Consider the following 19,032-nt stretch of genomic DNA (forward strand, 5'->3'; position numbering starts at 1 on the left):
TTCATTTTAATGTTACACTGTTACTTCTTTTTAGGTTACCGGTTATAGCAACGTATTTCTAAAAAAGCCTTCAATACACGCTTGACATATAATACTTTAATTATTTCCGTTAAAGAATTCCATCGTTGCATGTGTTGCCGAAGAGATATCTTCTTGTTTTAGTACTTTTTTGAATGTTAACCATATGATCTTCAGATCAAGGCTGGCGGAACAATGATCAACATAGTATATATCTAAATCGAACTTTTCTTTCCAGCTTATTGCATTTCTTCCATTTACCTGTGCCCATCCTGTAATTCCCGGACGTACTTCATGCCTTCGCATTTGATATTCACTGTACAGATCGAGGTAGGAGGTAAGCAAGGGTCTTGGGCCGATCAGGCTCATATCTCCGATAAAAACATTGATCAGCTGTGGTATTTCATCAAGAGAGGTCTTCCGTATAAACTTACCAACAGCGGTCAGTCTGTCAGCATCCGGAAGTAGTTCTCCATGTTTATCTTTCTTTTCATTCATAGAACGAAACTTTATGATCCTGAACAATTTTCCATCCTTACCAGGACGAATCTGAGTGAAAAATGGTTTACCATCATTAAAGAAATATAATAGAACCGCTATAGTGACGATCAATGGCGAAAGGATCAATAATCCAAATCCTGATGCAGTAAGGTCTATAATTCGTTTAATGAACTTTCGATACATGATTCTTTTGTAGAGGTTTATCGTTTACACGATTCATTATTCGTTCATAGGTGTGGCCGGGTAACAGATTGTTCATATAGTAGTCATATCCGTTAGCACCGTGCTTTCGTAATAGGTCCGGATGATTGTAATATTTTAGAATGTTGGTTTTTAAAGCTTCCGTATCACCCCCTTCTGACCAGGCTCCTGCTTCAACGTCCTCAACAAATACTCCAATATCGGTGTTTATGTCGGTAGTTGCGATCACCGGTATTCCGGTTGCGAAATAGGCACAGAGTCTGGATGGAAAATTAGGTATCGTGAAACACTTATTTAATGAAATGAGTCCGATATCTGCAGTTTCGAGTAAGGCCAGATAGTCGGGTCTTGGTAATTTATCCATCATTATGAAATTCTCCAATTTCATTTCCTCCGACATTTTACTGATCCTTTCTTTTTCTGTACCGGTACCGATAACCAGAAATACGATATCCCTGAATTCCTGCATAGAAGCGGCAGCCTCGACGAGGTAATCCACTTTTTGTGGTTCTCCAAGATTACCTCCGAATATCAAAACAAATTTATCCTCGAGTGCGTATTTTTTTCGGATTTCTTTTAGATCAACCGGTGCTTCATTTTTAACCTTACGCATCCAGTTGGGGAGTAGGAATAATTTTTCGGTCGCTACCTCTGGATTATGTTTTATTACATAATCAATGTTCGCTTGAGACATACACCCAATATGATCTGAAATAGCATAAAGTTTATGTTCGAGATTTCTGAAATACCGATGTGTTAAACTACCTTCCTTCATCATCCCGAGGTCGATGGCGTTTTGAGGAAAGATATCACGCAGTATCAAACAGAATTTAGCGCCGGACTTGTTTTTAATCCATCTTACCAATGGTTCCTGAGTAATGGTGGGTGTTGGCATGAGAATAAGATCGAAATCCAACGGAACACCGGATAATTTTAAAGCTCTTTTGTATAAGTGTGGCAGTAGTATATTGGAAATACCTTTTGCGAATTTCCCAATGTTGAACAATTTGGGTGTTTTGGTACGAATTACTTTGATATTGTTCTGCTCAACAACATTTTGTTCATCATCTATTGACGGTGCAAGAACAGTTACCTGATGCCCATGATCTCTGAATTCTTTAATAAGGTCTGAATAGAGTCCTCCATCTTCCGTGTGTTCAAATCCGAGTACTATGAATAATACCTTTTTCATAAGCGCTCCTTTATTGTGTATTGGTTTCAGATGATTTAGACCAAACCACTCTGTTGATATAATCGGTGTAGGAAAGTATGATTCTCACCACTTTTTCACTTACATTAGGCATGGAATAATCATAGACCTCCCTGAAATTACGATCGTTACCGGTCTTTTGTGATTCTAATATTTTTAGTCCCTGAAGGATGCGTTCCGGCTTCAGACCGGTCATCATCACCGAGGCCTCTTCCATGGCTTCAGGCCTTTCATGCGCCTCACGAATATTAAGTGCCCTGAAATTCAGAATACTTGATTCTTCCGAGATCGTGCCGCTATCGGATAATACTGCAAATGCATTTTTTTGGAGCGCATTATAATCTGAGAACCCTAATGGTTTCATAAACCGAATCAGTTCATGAGTTTCCACTTTCTCCTTTTCGAGTTTTATCCTTGTTCTTGGATGTGTGGATACAATTATAGGAAACTTATAAGTCTCAGCGATGAGATTGAGACTGTCGATAAGGCCTTTAAAATTATTTGGGTTATTGATATTCTCTTCGCGATGAGAGGAAACGACGAAATAGGCTCCCTGGGTCAACTCCAGATCACTCAATACTTCTGAAGCATCGATCTTGTCCATAAAGGTGTGAAGTACTTCATACATCGGACTTCCCGTTTTGATCACTCTATCGGGTGACAGGCCTTCCCGTAACAAATATTCTCTGGCGATAGCGCTATAAGTCAGGTTTATATCCGAAATATGATCCACGATCTTTCTGTTGGTTTCTTCAGGTACGCGTTGATCAAAACATCGATTTCCTGCTTCCATATGAAAGATCGGAATCTTCCTCTTTTTTGCAGGAATGGCACATAGACAGGAATTGGTATCACCCAAAACCATAAAGGCATCCGGTGCGATACGCTCCAGTAAAGGATCGATTTTTATCAGAATATGTCCTACAGTTTCCGTTGCATTTTTACCGGCAGCATTCAGAAAATGATCGGGTTTTCGTATCCCGAGATCCTCAAAGAAGATTTCGTTTAACTCATAATCATAATTCTGTCCGGTATGGATCAAAGTATGTTCGATTGCCTCGTGGGCATCAAGAGCATTCAGTACACAACTGAGTCTGATGATCTCAGGACGGGTTCCCACTACGGTTACGACTTTCAATTTCTTCATAGTAAAGTTTAATGGTTTAGGGTAGTGGCAGGAGCTACTTCTTCGAAATAGGTGTCTGCATTTTCAGGGTTATAGGGTTCGTTGATCCAGAATAATGTCAGTAATTCTTCCGAACCGGTATTTGTGATATTATGCGTATACCAGACCGGCATATCGACAAAGGCGGGAGTTTCTCCATCCAGATCATAATCGATCACTTCATCAGTACCGATCTTGCGTAATTGAATTCTGGCTTTGCCTTTGATCACTGCGAATCGTTCAGCTTTTCTGGTATGGAAATGATTCCCTCTCGTGATTCCGGGGACGGTGGTTGAAAAAGAGAATTGTCCGCTTCCATCAGCTCTCATTATTTCTACAAAGGTTCCCCTTGGATCACTATGGCATGTATAGGAAACCGGATAATGGTCTGATGGTATATAGGTTCTGAAAGTATTGAACAGATTCTTTTCAAAATCTTTTTCCAGATCCGGCATTTTACCTGCTACGAAATAGGTGTCTGTATAATATTCCAGAAGTTGTAAGACCTCCGTTACGTATCGTTTTGCCGTAGCCGCTACTTTTTTATGAATAAAAGCAGCAGTAGTATCATCTTCAATACTATTGATAATATCCTCAACTAATTCCTGAACATAGATTAGTTCTACCTCGTTATCTTTCATGACCACGGGTTTTTCATCATGTGTAAGTTTATGACAAAATGTGGCGATGAATGAGTTATAATTCGGCTTACAAAAAGGTCCGAAAACATTTGGTATGGTTAGAGAAATACATTGATGCGCGGAGGAGTCTGCAAGGTTTTTAAATCGTTCACGTGCATCCCTTTTTGATTTACCGTACAGATTGTCCTGTTCTTCCTGTGCGGAAGAAGAGAAGATCACCTTTTTGGAGGATGGTGCATTTTCGAGAGCCTGACAAAGCTGATCCACCAATGCAACATTTGTATCATAGATAATTTGAGGGTCGGGATGACGGTTCATCGCAGCAAGGTGGACAATAATGTCACAGGAATTTACAAATTCCTGAAGTGCTGCGGGATCTTCGAAGGTCGATCGCTCGAATTCCACCAATTCATGGTCAGACCCATATTTTAAAAAATGATACAAATGGTATCCGATAAACCCGTTTTGTCCGGTAATACCGATCTTACTCATATTTTATGTTGTTTTCCAGTTGTTAATGTCGTACCGATAATCATCTTCTTTGGATTCTTCTAATGAAAAATCGGAAAATATTAATAATCGGGAACCCGGGCTTTCAGCCCTGATCGCTGTTGCATTTCCACCAGGGATATGTAATACTACCGGAGTTGTCGCCTGTAGTTCGAACGTTTCTGGTATCGTATAATCTTTAAGATCATTTCCGGTTATGCCCACTACTTTTATGGTGAATTTTCCGGAAGTACAATACATCCATTTTTGTTCTTTCAAATGTCCTTGCCATCCTCTGAAATCTTCTGTATTAGCCGGTTCGATCTCATACATTCGTACGATATGGTCTAACGGAAAATCATTGAAGAATCGAAGTGTGCCTCGATCATCCGTATGTATTTTACCTTTTATACTATTCATTTACTGCAGTAACCCCAAGTTGTTCTTTAATAAATTTGAGTGACATTAAAAGTTCCACAAGATGAGAATTGCTTAGTCGTTTTGTATTATGAGAATGGTAATCTTCGATCATACTGATATCTTCCATTCCCTCTGTAAAATATCGGCTGTAATTCAGATCACGGTTATCTGCTGGAATTCGGTAGAATTCACCGAGATCTTCTGCTTTCAACATCTCTTCCCTGGTGCAAAGCGTTTCATAGAGTTTTTCGCCATGACGTGTCCCGATGATTTTCACCTCACTATCGGAATTGAATATGGTCTTTATAGCTTCAGCCAGATTACCGATCGTACTTGCCGGAGCTTTATTAACAAAGAGATCTCCCTGGTGACCGTTCTTAAATGCAAATATTACCAGATCCACTGCGTCTTCAAGTGACATGAGGAAACGTGTCATATGAGGGTCGGTCACCGTAATCGGTTTCCCAGATTTGATTTGATCAACAAATAGAGGGATCACCGAACCCCTTGATGCCATTACATTTCCATATCGGGTAAGACATACGGTAGTGGTATTATCCGGGATGTTTCTCGATGCTGCAATAGCTACTTTTTCCATAAGTGCCTTACTGATCCCCATCGCATTGATGGGATATGCGGCCTTATCAGTACTTAAACAGATGATCTTTTCTACTTTATTTTTTATAGCTGCGTCTATGGTGTTCTGTGTTCCGAAAACATTGGTCTTAGCGGCCTCGATCGGGAAAAATTCACACGAAGGTACCTGCTTAAGCGCCGCAGCGTGAAATATATAATCAACACCGTTCATAGCCCGGTCGATACTGTTAAAGTCGCGAACATCACCGATATAGAATTTGACTTTAGGATTCTTAAGACGATTTCTCATATCATCCTGTTTTTTCTCGTCACGGCTAAAGATTCGGATCTCTTTAATATCAGTATCAAGAAAACGGTTGAGTACGGCATTTCCGAAAGAGCCGGTTCCACCGGTAATCAAAAGTGTTTTACCTTCAAACATGATTATTTTTTTTTGTGGGTGTAATTTATGGTAACAGTCTTTAAATTAAGCATTTGTTGGTGCACCTTACGTTCTTTTTCGTTAAAACGCATTTTTATAAAGCGTGCAGGATTTCCGCCGACAATCGCATAGGGTTCTACATCTTTGGTCACCACGGCTCCGGCGGCTACGATTGCTCCGTCACCGATCGTAATTCCTGCAATGATCACCGAACCAGCTCCGATCCAGACATCGGCTCCAATGGTGGTTGCTGGGGTCTCCGGGCGGCCTGAAAAAATTATTGGCCTTTCCGGATTATCATATATGTGATCCCCACCATGGATACTTACATAAGGCGCGAGCATTGTATATTTCCCGATTTTAACCTTTGGAGGCACCGTACAACCAGCTCCCAGATATGCGTATTTGTCGGCAATCAGATCTTCACTTATGGTGCCGGGGCCGGCCATGAAAAAGGTTTTGTCTACATTTTTCAGTCCGTATTTGAACCGGTAATACCGCATTTTTAATTTTCTGTAAATAAAACGGGGACTCAATGTATTCATGCGTTGTTTTTAAGTTGGCTCTGTATTATTTCGGTAATTGTCGTTGCCTGATAAGACGGATTATAATATTTGTCGATACGGTTGAAGCATCGCGTTCTGATCTCATCCTTTGACATATCTTTGGTTATATCCTTCCAGGTTATAAGTTGATCAGCCAATGCTGTCATATTATCTCTTTCGAAAAACATACCATTATAACCGGATACAATCGCTTCATATTCCGGCATCTGATGATTAAAATCATCATGTGTAATTACCGGTGTACCATATCCAAGAGCGGTAATAGCGGTAAGTCCCACTTCACCCGGTGATATACACATATCTGCTGCTTGTACCAATTCGCTTACACGAATTTCATCATAGCAAGCACCATAAAATTTGATTTGAGCACTAAGATCTAAAGCATCGACTTGTTCAGTCAGATTCGATCGTTCAGGTCCGTCACCTACCAACAGAAGATTGAAGGATTCTCCCTGATCTTTAAGTTTCCTGATAACTTCAGGGAGCATCTGTAACTTTTTTTGAGGTGTAAGTCTTCCGATGAAAATCAACAATGGATCTCCAGGGTTTTCGAAAAATTCTGCTCTTATTGCTTTAGTGACAGAAGGATTATATCGATTTCTGTATTCAACTTGTTTTTTATGGTCTACGGAATTATAAATAACATGCAGTTCAGAGGTAGGATAACCTTTGCCGGCCATGACCTCCTTTGCCTTATTACCATATAAAAGAACACCGTTGGAAATACCATAAAAGAAGGATCGAAGTTTCCAGTTAAAGCCGTCTTGATCATTGGTTACTCCATGTGTCCACAATAAAACCGGTTTTCTCCTTATTTTGAGGATGAACATAGCTAACCATGTGGTGATGTAATAGGCACTTCCTAAAAATATGAATATGTCATCCTTACTCGAAATACAATAGCGAAGCAAATTACCCTGCCAAAGTAACTTACCTCCGAGAAGCCAGTGGTTTTTTAATGAATACCAATGTAAATGTGATAGTTCGCCATCCGGGTCGATCGTGGGTATATCGGTATCCGATTTCTGATCTCCTAATAACGTGATATTTAGCATTTCAGCATGTGATAACTCCTCAAGAACAGGGAGTCTGTAATGTGCAAAATAGTGATAAATAATCGCCAGGTTGATCTGTTTGTCAATTCGCAAGGGTAAGGTTTTTATGAATTTTTGAGCATTCATTTTTTTAGGTCAGACTGTGCGTAGCGCATATTTCTGAAAGGTAAATCCTTAATAATGACGTTAAATTAATATCAAAAAAGAACGATTGGAATTTTTCTCGATTAACAATTCATTTTAGCGTTCAATTCTCTATTGAGAATTTTTATACCGGTATATATGAATCAGGATAGGTAAGGGTTATTTACTTTTTTTTAATTTGATTTCTGTTAACCTCTTAATTTTGAAATAGAAATATAGATTCCCGGAAACAATACTTTAAGCCATCCAGAAAAATATACGAAGGGCAATCGGAGTGGAAAATGTCTTCTCATAAAGGTCAGATGTGAACTAAAATCGAGTCCGATCGGACTATACAATGTCTTGATGCGCTCTTTGAATTTCATTTCTTTGAATTTGGGATAAGGGGAACTATGGTCAAATACGCATTTACCCACGAACCCGGGAACCAACAAGTTGGGAAAGCCTTTCTTTTTGGCTTTTAGAGTAAGATCGAAATCAGCTATTCCGTGACGGTATCCTTCAGAAATAATTCCGATTGAATCGACCACTTCAGAGGGTACCATCATGATGTTCGCATTACCCAGATCACAGAGTTGAGGAGCATCAGCGGGTTGAATACGCTCGCTTAACCCCATAAAGCCATTTTTTATTTCCCAACCGCCATAGGTTAACACACCTGTTTCTGAATTGTAGGTAGATCCGATATAAATACCCGGCTTTTTAAAATTTTGAATACTGTAACAATGCGTATCATAAAGTCGGTCGAATAGAAATTCCTCTAATATGGTGTCATCATTAATCAGTAAATATCCATCATAGTTATGCTTGATCGCTTCCTTCCATGCAAATCTCATCCCACCAGCCCAAAACAGCGAACCTGTGCCTTCAAGAACCTGTACATCCGGATAGTTTTTTCTTACAGCATCACCTGTGCCATCAGAACTTCCATCGTCTGTGAGATATATGGAAATTTCAGGAGAATAGTTTTGTGATTCTTCTAAGGCCTTATAAAGTGAATTAAGACATTTTAAGGTTTTATCCTTTCTATTGAAGCAAGTTAATAATACTGCAATATTTTGCATTACAGGAGGTAATTATAATTTCATTATAAAACTACGTATATATTAATTCCAACATTACTAATTTCGATTAAACTCTTCGTTTTTCTGATATGTGTTCACAATACCCTGAACAAAGCAGGATAAAGAAAAAAATGTGAACATCCCCTCAAAAATTGGTTCCACCATAAAGACAAGGTAGAATCCACTTAAATAAATGGCTAACAGTGCTCTGAACCGGAAGTCTATATTTTTTTTGATCAAAAAATTATAGATGTTCTTTAGGGATGCCAGTGAATAAATAACCAAAAGGAAAAAACAGATCACACCTCCTTCTCGCAGTACATCAAGCCATAGATTATGGGAGAACCCAAATTCATCAACACTCCATCCAAAAGGGTGGGAGAAGAGGTATTCAAATGATCTTGACCACCGTTCGGTTCGGCTTCCTGCCGTATACATATCATTTGTGCTTCCTTCCATTCGGTCGCTGAATGCTGTCATCCATGTGGCATCCATACTGAAGTTAATCTGGGTTATAATTACTGCAATGATGACTCCCAGAAAGCCGATTATTCCAATTCGTTGTGAGCTTTTGATCTTAGGAAATATATAGCCCAATGCAATGAAAATCGTGATGGCTGTAATCAGTAACTGTGTTCTGCTGCCTATTCGTAGTATGCACAATAGAGAAAGAACATAAAGACCGATGAGCAAAAAAAGCATCCATTTTTTAATATGAAACCTATAGATAAGAATTACCGCAGGAATACACATATGCATGGTGAAGAACGATCCCATTTTTGTAGCGGAAACGATTATTCCGGTTCCTAAAAGTGGAAGGTTTCTTTCTAATTGCAAGTACCCTCCGGTTCTGATATTTTCTAATACGGTTACCAAGGGTATCAGTGAAAAGATGAAAAACGTAAAAAAGAATGCATACAGTAACCATTCTTTATATTTTTTGGTAGCCAGATATCGAGCATATAAATAAAAGGATACCGGAAATAAAGCGTAAATCAGAATGAATTGAGTTCCTTTTTGAGGTGTGAGTGAATAGAACAAGGCGTATGCAATGGTGGCAGCTCCGAGTAACAAAGCAGATTTGTCGATGTAGCGGAAATAAGTACTGGGATTGACGAGTATACCAATAGCCAAAAGATATCCGAAAGCAAATCCTTTACCTAAAGGATCCAGAAGGCATAGTAAAAATAGAAGAGCCAGTCCCCAGAAATATATTTTTTCGATAGTACTCATGATTTTTCGGGATCAGCTTTACGAATAAATTTTACCGGATTCCCCCCCCAAATTTCATTATCAGGAATCGTTCCGGTCACCACGGAACCTGCACCGATAATGGCGTTTTTTCCAATATTACTTCCTTTGAGTATAATGCTGTGACCACCTATAAAAGCGCCATCCTGAATGAGAACCGGTCTGGTTTTTGGAATATCCGTTTTAGGATTGCTTCTTAGAGATGCATCCAGGGAGTGGAAATCCGTATCATAGATTTTAGTTCCGCCACCGATTCTTACATTTTTACCGATGGTGATTTTATCCTGACAAACAAACGTTGAATTTGATATGCCAGTCTGATCTCCGATGGAAAGTTCAGCACCCGGTAATATTCTAAAGATCGTTCTTTGATCACCTCCGATTGGATTTGCATTTAGACTAGAATTGATTTTAACCAGCCCGCTCAATTGCAGCTTACCGGTTCCAAATATGATTATTCGACCATTGATGATTGGAAATTCATCGAATTGAACATTTTTCATTCCCAGGATAATACCATTATAGGTCCGGTTAATAATGCGGTTAAATCCTAAATATAAAGAGGTAACTATTTTTTTAATCATACCGTTAATTTGAAGTAACAATTTCCTTATAGATCTGAATGGTAGATTCACGGATTACCGTTCTATCGTGTCTCTTATGCGCAGCTGATATACCACAATCAGAGAGTTTATGGGCCAGCTCATCATTGGAAAAAACCATTTTTATAAAATAGGCCAGCATTTCATACTCCTCGAATCGATACAGGAGACCCGACTGCTCATGCTCCACCATATCCGGTATTCCTCCGGTATAGCTGGCTATTACCGGTGTACCTATCAATTGGGCTTCTCCTAGTGAATTTGGGCTGTTCTCAATACTGGACGGACATACAAATACATGGGATCTTTGGAATTGAGAGATCATTTCCTCTTCCGACAGCATTCCTAAAAATTCGATGCTGTCCATAACAGAAAGGTCGCGCGCTAATTTTTGAAGGTAATTGCCATATCCATCTTTTTTCAACTGTTCTTTAAATCCGGGTTGTCTGAATTTGTCAGGCCCGGCAATTTTTATTTTGACGTTCGGAAAAGCGTGTTTTATGATCGGAAGTGCTTTAATAACCTGTTGCAAACCTTTCAAGGGACTCGCAGACTGGCTCACAAAAATCGTATGCGGTTCGGCACTTTCCAGTTTCCATGACGGAGCTTCATAAAATTTATTACGTAAAGCTTCATTACAAAAATGATAATTCACTTCTGGATTTATTGCATAGGAATGCGATTTATCCCAGGTTGTACGCCCGATCACATGCCTGGTTTTACGTATATATTCAATTTCATGTTTACCTCTGTCTTTGAATTTGGCAGCGGATCTGAAAATTCCATCCTGTTTTAGGACATCGCGAAGTGTCATGCTTCTTAAAATCTCTCCTGAAGATAATCCTCCCAGATAATATCTGGAATAGACACTGATCAGACCCTGAATGGAGATCACATATTTTTGATTATTATTTGCCTGCATACATGCAAGTCCGTGAGGATATTCTGTACCATGTATATGAATGAGGTCAGGCTGAATATCATCGACCAGTTTTTTCCATTGAGACTCAAGTTGCTGATCATAATGAAATCTTGAGGAGGTTTTTAGTAAGTGAAAATCAATGTTACGTATCGACTTACTGCATGGTGGTAATTGTGTATCAATAGTGGCAACATGTAATTTAAGATTTTTACAGGAAGCAAGAGCATCGGCTAGTCCGTACATCCACCCGCCAACTACAGGTTTATGGATATGCAGTGCTTCCGCGAAATCCGGAAATATAGTATTAGTAATCCATAGTACTTTCATATTCATACCTGCTTAAATTCGAGGTCATTTTTATTTTGTAATAATTTTTTGATGATCTTCCATTGGGAGGTTGCATTGTACCGGTCTTCGATAACCCTGTATGCATTTCTTCGGATTTCATTGCGGTTTTCTCCCGATTTGACGAGCCATGCAGCTGTTTTGTCGCTAAGATCATCCATATTATCATACTGGAAAAAATCACCGGTAAGACCAGGAATAATGGCCTCAAATTCGGGATTTTGATATTCAAACCGATCATTGGTCAACACGGGAAGACCATAGGTCAATGCATGTATAGCGCTAAGTCCTATAAAGCCCGGACAAACCATCAGGGTACTATGATAGATAAGCGCAGCCAGTTTCGTCTCATCGTAACATTCACCGTATTCCCATATGTCCTGTACAAAGGGGGAATTTCTGATTTCCGTCAAAGATTGATCACCGGGAATACTTTTACCAACGATGAGTAAATTGCATAATACACCTTTTTCACGGAGGTTATTATATACTTTGATCAAAAGATCTATTTTTTTTGCTTGTTGAATTCTCCCGACATAGATGATCGTAGGATAGTCATTTTTAAAATGCGAACTGACCACATCTGTTTTGGTTATTGATTCTCGAATCGCTTTTTGTTTATCATAGTCGAGTGAATTATAAATCGGAATCAATTTTTCCGGTTTAAAACCCATGGTGATCATTTTATCTCTTGAAAACTCACCGTATAGAAGAATTTTGTCACATAGTCTGTAAAAACTTTGCTGAAACCATTTATCTTTTTGACTACTGTAAGATTTTAAGCCGTGTGTCCAGGCGAATACTTTCTTACCTGATATTTTCGCCAGGAAGAGTAGTGCCCAATTGGAAAGGCAAGCCGGAGAACCTGTGATGAGATAATACTTATAGTTCCTGAAGATCAGTGAAACAGCTCCTTTTTGCCACATCATTCCCCGGTTTTGGAAAAAATGATTGGAAAGCGTTTTCCGGTATCCCTTTAATTTTTGGTAATCCATTAATTCCAGAGGCTGGTCTGTTCTGTCACCCAGATAAAAATCACATTGAATATCCGGATCGTTATCCATTTTCAAATAAACAGCTTCCCGATAATGTGGAGCAACATTAAAGATACAGCATAGTTTTTCAGGCATCGGTTTCTGGTTTAAGGTTAGGTTTGTCGAGTAAACCACTGTAAATCTGAATATAAAATAATTTCCCGACTTTTAAATTAAATATTTGTTGAACGACTTTGATTTCTGATAATGTTACGTCTCTGCCAATACATTCGAAAAGAGAGATCTTATGGATTTCATTTACGCCCATTGGATGCGGAAGCTTTTTTATTTTTTAAATGTTCGATTTTCTCTTTAAAAAACTGTATTTCCGGGAATTTTAACAGATATATGGCTCCCAGATACATGGCGGCTCCGATAACCGGAATAATGATCAACTGAAGGAGATCTCCCGGAATGAACTGTTTGATTACCCATAGCAAGGCAATCATGACCGATGACAGAATTAAAATGGGAAAGATGTCTTTAAGCTGCTTGAATGCCCCATATTTCATATATTTTCCAGGATAGTAGGTATTGATGAAAAAATGAATTATCGTTGAGATCAATTCAGCGATCGCAATCCATATAATACCATATTTAAGAGCTGCATAAATCAGTATAATTCTGATTCCCAGTTTCCAGTATTGTTGTCTGAGCGCCAGATCCGGTCTGCCTATTACATATAGTAGATTTACACTTACACCGGCAATGATAGTAATAATACGACCTGCACATATGATTTGAAGGATGGGAACTGCCTCTATCCATTTATCCGTAAGCAAAATACGAATCAATGGTTCCGCTAAAAGGGCAAGACCCATGAATATAGGGAAAACGAGAATAGACATCATTCTGATGATCTTCCTGGTGTATACGATCAGTTTTTCCTTATCGTCCTGAATAGTTGATAAAGTAGGGAAGAGGACACTATCACTTACTGAACTAATACTGTTATAAAGCACATCTGCAAATTGTCCTCCCCGGGTATAAATACCTAATTGAGCAGCGTTTAGTATTTTCGGAATAAACAGGTGATAAAATTTATTGACCATATTATTCAACAGTGAAGAAAACATAATATGCATTCCATATTTATAGAGTTTTCTTATTGATGCCATTGAAAATGACCATTCGGGTAACCACTTTATGATTAATCGAAGAATAAACAGGGATAGTACTGATCGGGAAAGACTTTGATAAATCAACGCCCAGGCTCCATATCCTTTATAGGCAAAATAAATACCGACTGCACCACTCAAAAGCGCAAGCGCAAGATTTACCTTGAAAAGTTTTCTAAAATCAAGTTGAATATAAATGAGGGTAAGGGGCACGGCGTTTACGGCATTTATTACTATGGTAAGGCCTAATACCCGCATCAAGGGTTGAATCTCCTGATTCTCATAGTAGGAAGCAATGAAAGGTGCCAGAATCCAAATGGTGACATAGCAAACGAGACTGATCAGCATATTAAAGTAAAATACCGAGGAAAGATCAAGATTGGTGCGTTCCTGTTTATGGATCAACGCCTTTGGGAATCCACTCTCTATAAAAATCTGGGAAAATGCAATAAAGACCAGTAGTATGCTTACAATACCATAATCATTTGGAGTGAGTAGTCTTGCAAGAACCACTCCTACAACAAATTGGACAATTTGAATTGAGATTTTATCGAGGCCATTCCAAATAACTCCGGAAAAAATCTTATTGCCTAGGTTCATGGATTAAGGTACTTTATAAACAGCACTTTCGCATTGAAGTGCAAATAAGTTCATTTGTTCCTATCAAAGATCAGCTAATAATAATTAATTGAATAAATATTAAGTTGATATGCGATGTTCTATCGATTAAACTGTTTCCGGTACTTTCCGCATATTACTGAAAATATAAACCATTCCTTGTAGGGAATGGTTTATACATATTGATTATGTTTTTATTTTTAATTATCGAATTGATATTCATAAGCACCGACATCAAATCCAACACCTCTGGGTCTGTTCTTGTTTTTATAGTCCATGCGATAGGAGGTGGGGGCACCTAAATTGATCAGTCGGCTACTGCGGGTCAGATAAAAGTCTCCACCGCTTGCATTGACAAATCCACTATTATATCGCGTGATTGAATTACCGCTGGGAATGGAGCCTTGTTGATCGTAAAAATTACAATGATCAAAAGTGATATTCATCGGTTTGCGGTTCGAGGTATTAAAATTATGACGTGTCGTTAATTTTTCAAATGCACAATTATAAAATGCATTACCCGTATTGTCATTGTAGATCGTCGCTGCATTCTGGTAGTTATAGAAAGTACAATTGTAAAATTTATTATTATTTACCGGACTTGTATTCTTACCGCTACCAAAGGTCACTATTCGATAGGCATTTTCGACGATTATGTTTACAAAATTATTGGAGAACCCACAGTTTTCCAGATCTCTGTCACCGCCCGGACCAACATAACCATCGTTGTCATCAGAAAACGAAATAGCACACCAGACATCGCGGATATAGAAGTTCCTGAAAGTATTATTATTGGCTCCATTCTTTATTCTGATATTCGAAGGCCAGTTCGTACCACTGGTTCCGTTTCCGATGATTTCGTTATCTGTAAAAAGATTGTTTTTCACACCGGAAAAGCCAACTTCGAAATTGGTATTGTAGGATTTACAATAACGCACAACGTTGTTCTCAGCAAGGTCTTTCATCGTGAATCCATGTCCTCCATGATCGAGATATGGACTTCTGTAGGCCTCACAGTGTTCAACTATGGCGTTATTGGTACTGGTCATTACCAGGTAGTAATTTATAGGGTTGTTATTATTTTTACCATAGATCTTGGTGTATCGTACGATTGTATTATGAGCGTTTTGTAAGTTGATCCCTTCTGCGGTTGCATCTTCCACGAAACTATTTTCAACAAGACAGTCGCGGGCGAAAATTTTAAGGGCACGTCCGGGATAGCTTTTAGAAGATGACTGGTCTCCCTGATCTACACAGATAATATTTTTTAGATGTGCGCCTCTTCCTAAAGCAACGATAGCAGTTCTGCCGCCATAGAATTGAATGTTTTCAAAAGTCACATAGTCTCCCATAATGCGAATGGAGTAACTTCGATCACTTCGTCCTCGTATTAAAGGCATGTTACTTGCACTAACGGTATCATCATAATCAAAAGTAGAACTTTGAGACGTCTGAATATCTCCCGGTACTGATTTATACCCGCGGAAGTGGATAGGACTTCCGGCAACACCATCTGGCCATTGTATTAAACTTGGATTGCCATAGTCTCCGGCTTTTACATTTACCAAAGCTCCTGCTTTTGCCATCTTTAAGGCCTGCTCCAAATTCCATGGACTGCTCAGTGAAGTACCGCTGTTCGAAGCTTTACCATCGGTGCTTACATAATAAATGGTTGTTACTCTGTTACTGATCTCATTTTTGGAAAGCGTTGTGAGCTCAATAGCTGTAGAGTCTTCCAGTATTGTATTTGAAAACTTTTCGTAATAATCTACTTCAGTATCTTCCGGCAGGTTAAGGGTTTTGATGTTTTCGTCGAAATGAACCTCCATCAAGGTACCATTTTTAAACGAACGCCTATAGCCATCCTGTGTTAAGACTTCAGCGTATTTATCGCGTCCGACTTCGTAATAGATGGATTCTGCATTGACTGCGTCAGCTTGTAGATCATCCAGGATTTCATCCTGACATGAATTCAGGAAAAGGAATATCATGCATACCCCTATAAATAAGAATCTGTTCATAATAATGAAGTTTTAAGTGATTGGTGATATATAAATGTGAATATTGCGTCATCAGTTGTCTTTACCCGGGGTAAAAATATTTGGCGCACTAGGTAGGATGTTCACAAAGAGATGATCTGGGAAGCTCTCCTATGTGATTCTATTACATAGATATACGGTGAGAGCGTTTTTTTAGATGCCTTTAAACTTTCATTAACAAAAGTTTATGATAATAAGTGTTTTTTGCTGATTATAAGTGTGTTATAAGAGGTATTGGATGAATGATTTTATAAGAAAAGGCTGGTTAATAAGGATTTGATAGACTTTTAAGGACGTTTGACAGAAGTGATTAAATTTTATTTTAGAAGAAGTTTTGCTAAAAAAGGCTTCGGTTTCAAAAGGTAATCAAGACAAAAAAATACAGGCTGCCGATTAAGCCCGGCAGCCTGTGAATAATTATATTATTAGGTGTATTTAGCTTTTAATATTCGTAAGCTCCGATGTCAAAGGCTCCCCCTTTTGGGCGGGATTTATTATTGAAATCTGTTTTGAATTCATTGGAAGTACCTTTATCAATTAGGTTGCTTGAAGAATTCAAGGAGAAATCACCACCACTTGCATTTTTGAAGCCACTACTTACCTGAGTAACACTGGTTCCGGATGGAACAGAACCCTTCATATCATAGAAATTACAATGATCTACCGTCATATTAATTGACATGCTGTTTGCCGCATTAAAATTATAGATTGAAGTTCCTTTTTCGAATGTACTATTGTAGAATCCGTTTCCGTAGTTCTCATTATAGAATGTTGCAGCATTCTGGTAGTTATAGAAAGTACAGTTATAAAATTTGTTTCCGTGAACAGGACTGGTTTTTGCACCACTTCCGAAAGTTACCAAACGATAGGCTGTATTGATCACTATATTTACGAAGGTATTGTCGAATCCACAGTTTTCAAGGTCACGATCTCCACCAGGCCCTACAAATCCATCATCATCATCTGAAAAGGCAATAGCGGTCCAAACGTTTTCTATATAGAAATTCTTAAAGGTATTGTTGTTTGCTCCGTTTTTAATTTTGATAACTGCAGGCCAGAATTCACCATCTGTACCACTCCCGATAATCTTACAATCGGTAAACAGGTTATTCTTCACACCGGAGAAACCAATCTCAAAACTGGTATCAAAAGCGACACAATTTCTGATGATATTATTCTCAGCCAGATCTTTGATCATAAATCCATGTCCGCCATGCGATAGTCCCAATTCTCTTTTGGCTTCACTGTGCTCGATAATCGTATTATACGTTCCGGTACCTAAAAGGAAGAAGTAGTCGATCGGGTTTACAGAATTTTTGGCATGAACCTTACAATAGCTGATCAGGGTATTATCAGAGCCTTTAATATTTACAGCTTCAGCGTTAGCATCTTCTACGAAACAGTTCAGCAATGTGGCATTATCACCAACTACTCTGATACCGAATCCACTGTATGCACTTGAATTGGTTTGGCTTCCCTGGTCTATACAAATAACATTCTTAAGGGTAGCATTGGTTCCATTTACCAGGAATCCGATCTTTCCTCGGTATATTTGAATGTTTTCAACGGTTACATAGTCACCGACAATTTCCATAGGAATTCCATCATCTGAACCCATACTGATCAAAGGCATTTTACTGGCAGATACAGTTTCATTGTATTGGAAAGTAGAGCCTTCGGAACTAGCTACATCACCGGGGGTCGATTTATAGCCGATAAAACGGATCGGGTCATTAATGGTTCCACTTTGGGTTGCCTTTACCTGAACCGCACCGTAGTTTCCGGACTTGATGTATACTACATCGCCGGCTTTTGCAGTTTTCAATGCATAATCAAGTGGCCAGGATTTAGTCTCAGACTTTCCATCATTACTGCTATTTCCACTTGTGGTAACATAGTAAGCTCCGGCAATAGGGTGCTCGTTACCTTCTGCATCGACAGTAGTCAATTCGATAGCAACAGCGTCTGTCCAGGCATTATTCTCATGTAATTCGTGATAATCAGGATCAATTCCATCAGGAAGAACCAGCGGGTCAGGAGCGGTTCCTTTAACCTGGTCTATTTTTGCTCCATTCTTAAATGTTTTCTTGTATCCTTCCTCGGTGTAAACAATGGCAGTTTTGGTATCACCGATCTCGTAATAGATTGTGGCTGGGATAAATACTTCAACTTGATCACCCTCAATAGCGGCAACAATGTCTGCCTCCTCATGTGCACAGGAAATAAAAAGTTGTAAAAAAAGCACAAAAAAAGACATAGTACGGACATTAATCAGTCTGTTCATGGTAATTTGGGTTTTTAAGAATTTGGGTACTCTAAAATACTTATTTTCAATGCGCTTGTACTAAATACCTTCGGAAAATCGATGAATTGCACATTTTTTGTGTAGTGAAGACATAGATAAGCTTCTGATACTTCGATTTGGCGCTATTGGATATACGGTGAAATGCACGCTTTAGACGATTAACGAACGTTTTTTAACAGAAATTAACAACTTTCAGGAAGTCTGTAGAAAATAGTTTTTAACCTATAGTAATTAGTCTCATAAAACCGATTAAATACCTTTCGGTATCGGCTATATATTGTAGGAAACAGACTTCATTTTTACTCG

The 19,032-nt window shown here is 38.7% G+C and carries 16 protein-coding genes; all 16 read right to left on the reverse strand.

The window, feature by feature from the left end; all coding sequences use genetic code 11:
- Positions 1-96: 96 nt before the first annotated feature.
- Complete coding sequence (locus tag DMZ48_RS04385; protein ID WP_143953910.1) at positions 97-702, reverse strand: sugar transferase; 606 nt, start codon at positions 700-702, stop codon at positions 97-99.
- Complete coding sequence (locus tag DMZ48_RS04390) at positions 683-1,912, reverse strand: glycosyltransferase family 4 protein (RefSeq protein ID WP_143953911.1); 1,230 nt, start codon at positions 1,910-1,912, stop codon at positions 683-685. The genes DMZ48_RS04385 and DMZ48_RS04390 overlap by 20 nt, the downstream gene beginning before the upstream one ends.
- 10 nt (positions 1,913-1,922) lie before the next feature.
- Positions 1,923-3,077: a non-hydrolyzing UDP-N-acetylglucosamine 2-epimerase gene (wecB, locus tag DMZ48_RS04395; RefSeq protein WP_143953912.1), complete on the reverse strand. Its 1,155-nt coding sequence runs from the start codon at positions 3,075-3,077 to the stop codon at positions 1,923-1,925.
- A gap of 8 nt (positions 3,078-3,085) precedes the next feature.
- Positions 3,086-4,228, reverse strand: coding sequence for a polysaccharide biosynthesis C-terminal domain-containing protein (locus DMZ48_RS04400; protein ID WP_143953913.1), 1,143 nt, complete (start codon positions 4,226-4,228; stop codon positions 3,086-3,088).
- A gap of 3 nt (positions 4,229-4,231) precedes the next feature.
- Positions 4,232-4,645, reverse strand: a complete 414-nt coding sequence (locus DMZ48_RS04405; protein ID WP_143953914.1) for a WxcM-like domain-containing protein — start codon at positions 4,643-4,645, stop codon at positions 4,232-4,234.
- Positions 4,638-5,663 (reverse strand): polysaccharide biosynthesis protein, encoded by a 1,026-nt coding sequence (locus tag DMZ48_RS04410; RefSeq protein ID WP_143953915.1) that lies wholly within the window; start codon positions 5,661-5,663, stop codon positions 4,638-4,640. The genes DMZ48_RS04405 and DMZ48_RS04410 overlap by 8 nt, the downstream gene beginning before the upstream one ends.
- A gap of 2 nt (positions 5,664-5,665) precedes the next feature.
- Entirely contained in the window at positions 5,666-6,208 is a 543-nt protein-coding gene (locus DMZ48_RS04415; RefSeq protein ID WP_242009116.1) for a CatB-related O-acetyltransferase, read from the reverse strand.
- Positions 6,205-7,410, reverse strand: coding sequence for a glycosyltransferase family 4 protein (locus DMZ48_RS04420; RefSeq protein WP_143953916.1), 1,206 nt, complete (start codon positions 7,408-7,410; stop codon positions 6,205-6,207). Before DMZ48_RS04420 ends, DMZ48_RS04415 begins: the two co-directional genes overlap by 4 nt.
- Positions 7,411-7,616: 206 nt before the next feature.
- Entirely contained in the window at positions 7,617-8,492 is an 876-nt protein-coding gene (locus DMZ48_RS04425; RefSeq protein WP_143953917.1) for a glycosyltransferase family 2 protein, read from the reverse strand.
- Between the two features lie 57 nt (positions 8,493-8,549).
- On the reverse strand, positions 8,550-9,725 hold the full coding sequence (locus DMZ48_RS04430; protein ID WP_143953918.1) for an O-antigen ligase family protein: 1,176 nt from the start codon (positions 9,723-9,725) through the stop codon (positions 8,550-8,552).
- Positions 9,722-10,327, reverse strand: coding sequence for an acyltransferase (locus DMZ48_RS04435; RefSeq protein WP_143953919.1), 606 nt, complete (start codon positions 10,325-10,327; stop codon positions 9,722-9,724). Before DMZ48_RS04435 ends, DMZ48_RS04430 begins: the two co-directional genes overlap by 4 nt.
- A 4-nt stretch (positions 10,328-10,331) precedes the next feature.
- Complete coding sequence (locus DMZ48_RS04440) at positions 10,332-11,594, reverse strand: glycosyltransferase family 4 protein (protein WP_162558663.1); 1,263 nt, start codon at positions 11,592-11,594, stop codon at positions 10,332-10,334.
- A gap of 2 nt (positions 11,595-11,596) precedes the next feature.
- Positions 11,597-12,742, reverse strand: coding sequence for a glycosyltransferase family 4 protein (locus DMZ48_RS04445; protein WP_143953921.1), 1,146 nt, complete (start codon positions 12,740-12,742; stop codon positions 11,597-11,599).
- Between the two features lie 158 nt (positions 12,743-12,900).
- Positions 12,901-14,364, reverse strand: coding sequence for a lipopolysaccharide biosynthesis protein (locus DMZ48_RS04450; RefSeq protein ID WP_143953922.1), 1,464 nt, complete (start codon positions 14,362-14,364; stop codon positions 12,901-12,903).
- A gap of 218 nt (positions 14,365-14,582) precedes the next feature.
- Entirely contained in the window at positions 14,583-16,403 is a 1,821-nt protein-coding gene (locus DMZ48_RS04455; RefSeq protein ID WP_143953923.1) for a right-handed parallel beta-helix repeat-containing protein, read from the reverse strand.
- A gap of 460 nt (positions 16,404-16,863) precedes the next feature.
- A complete protein-coding gene (locus tag DMZ48_RS04460) occupies positions 16,864-18,705 on the reverse strand; it encodes a choice-of-anchor Q domain-containing protein (protein WP_143953924.1) in 1,842 nt (613 codons plus the stop codon).
- Positions 18,706-19,032 lie beyond the last annotated feature (327 nt).

The organism is Robertkochia solimangrovi, from assembly GCF_007279655.1.
In the GTDB taxonomy this organism is placed as follows: domain Bacteria; phylum Bacteroidota; class Bacteroidia; order Flavobacteriales; family Flavobacteriaceae; genus Robertkochia; species Robertkochia solimangrovi.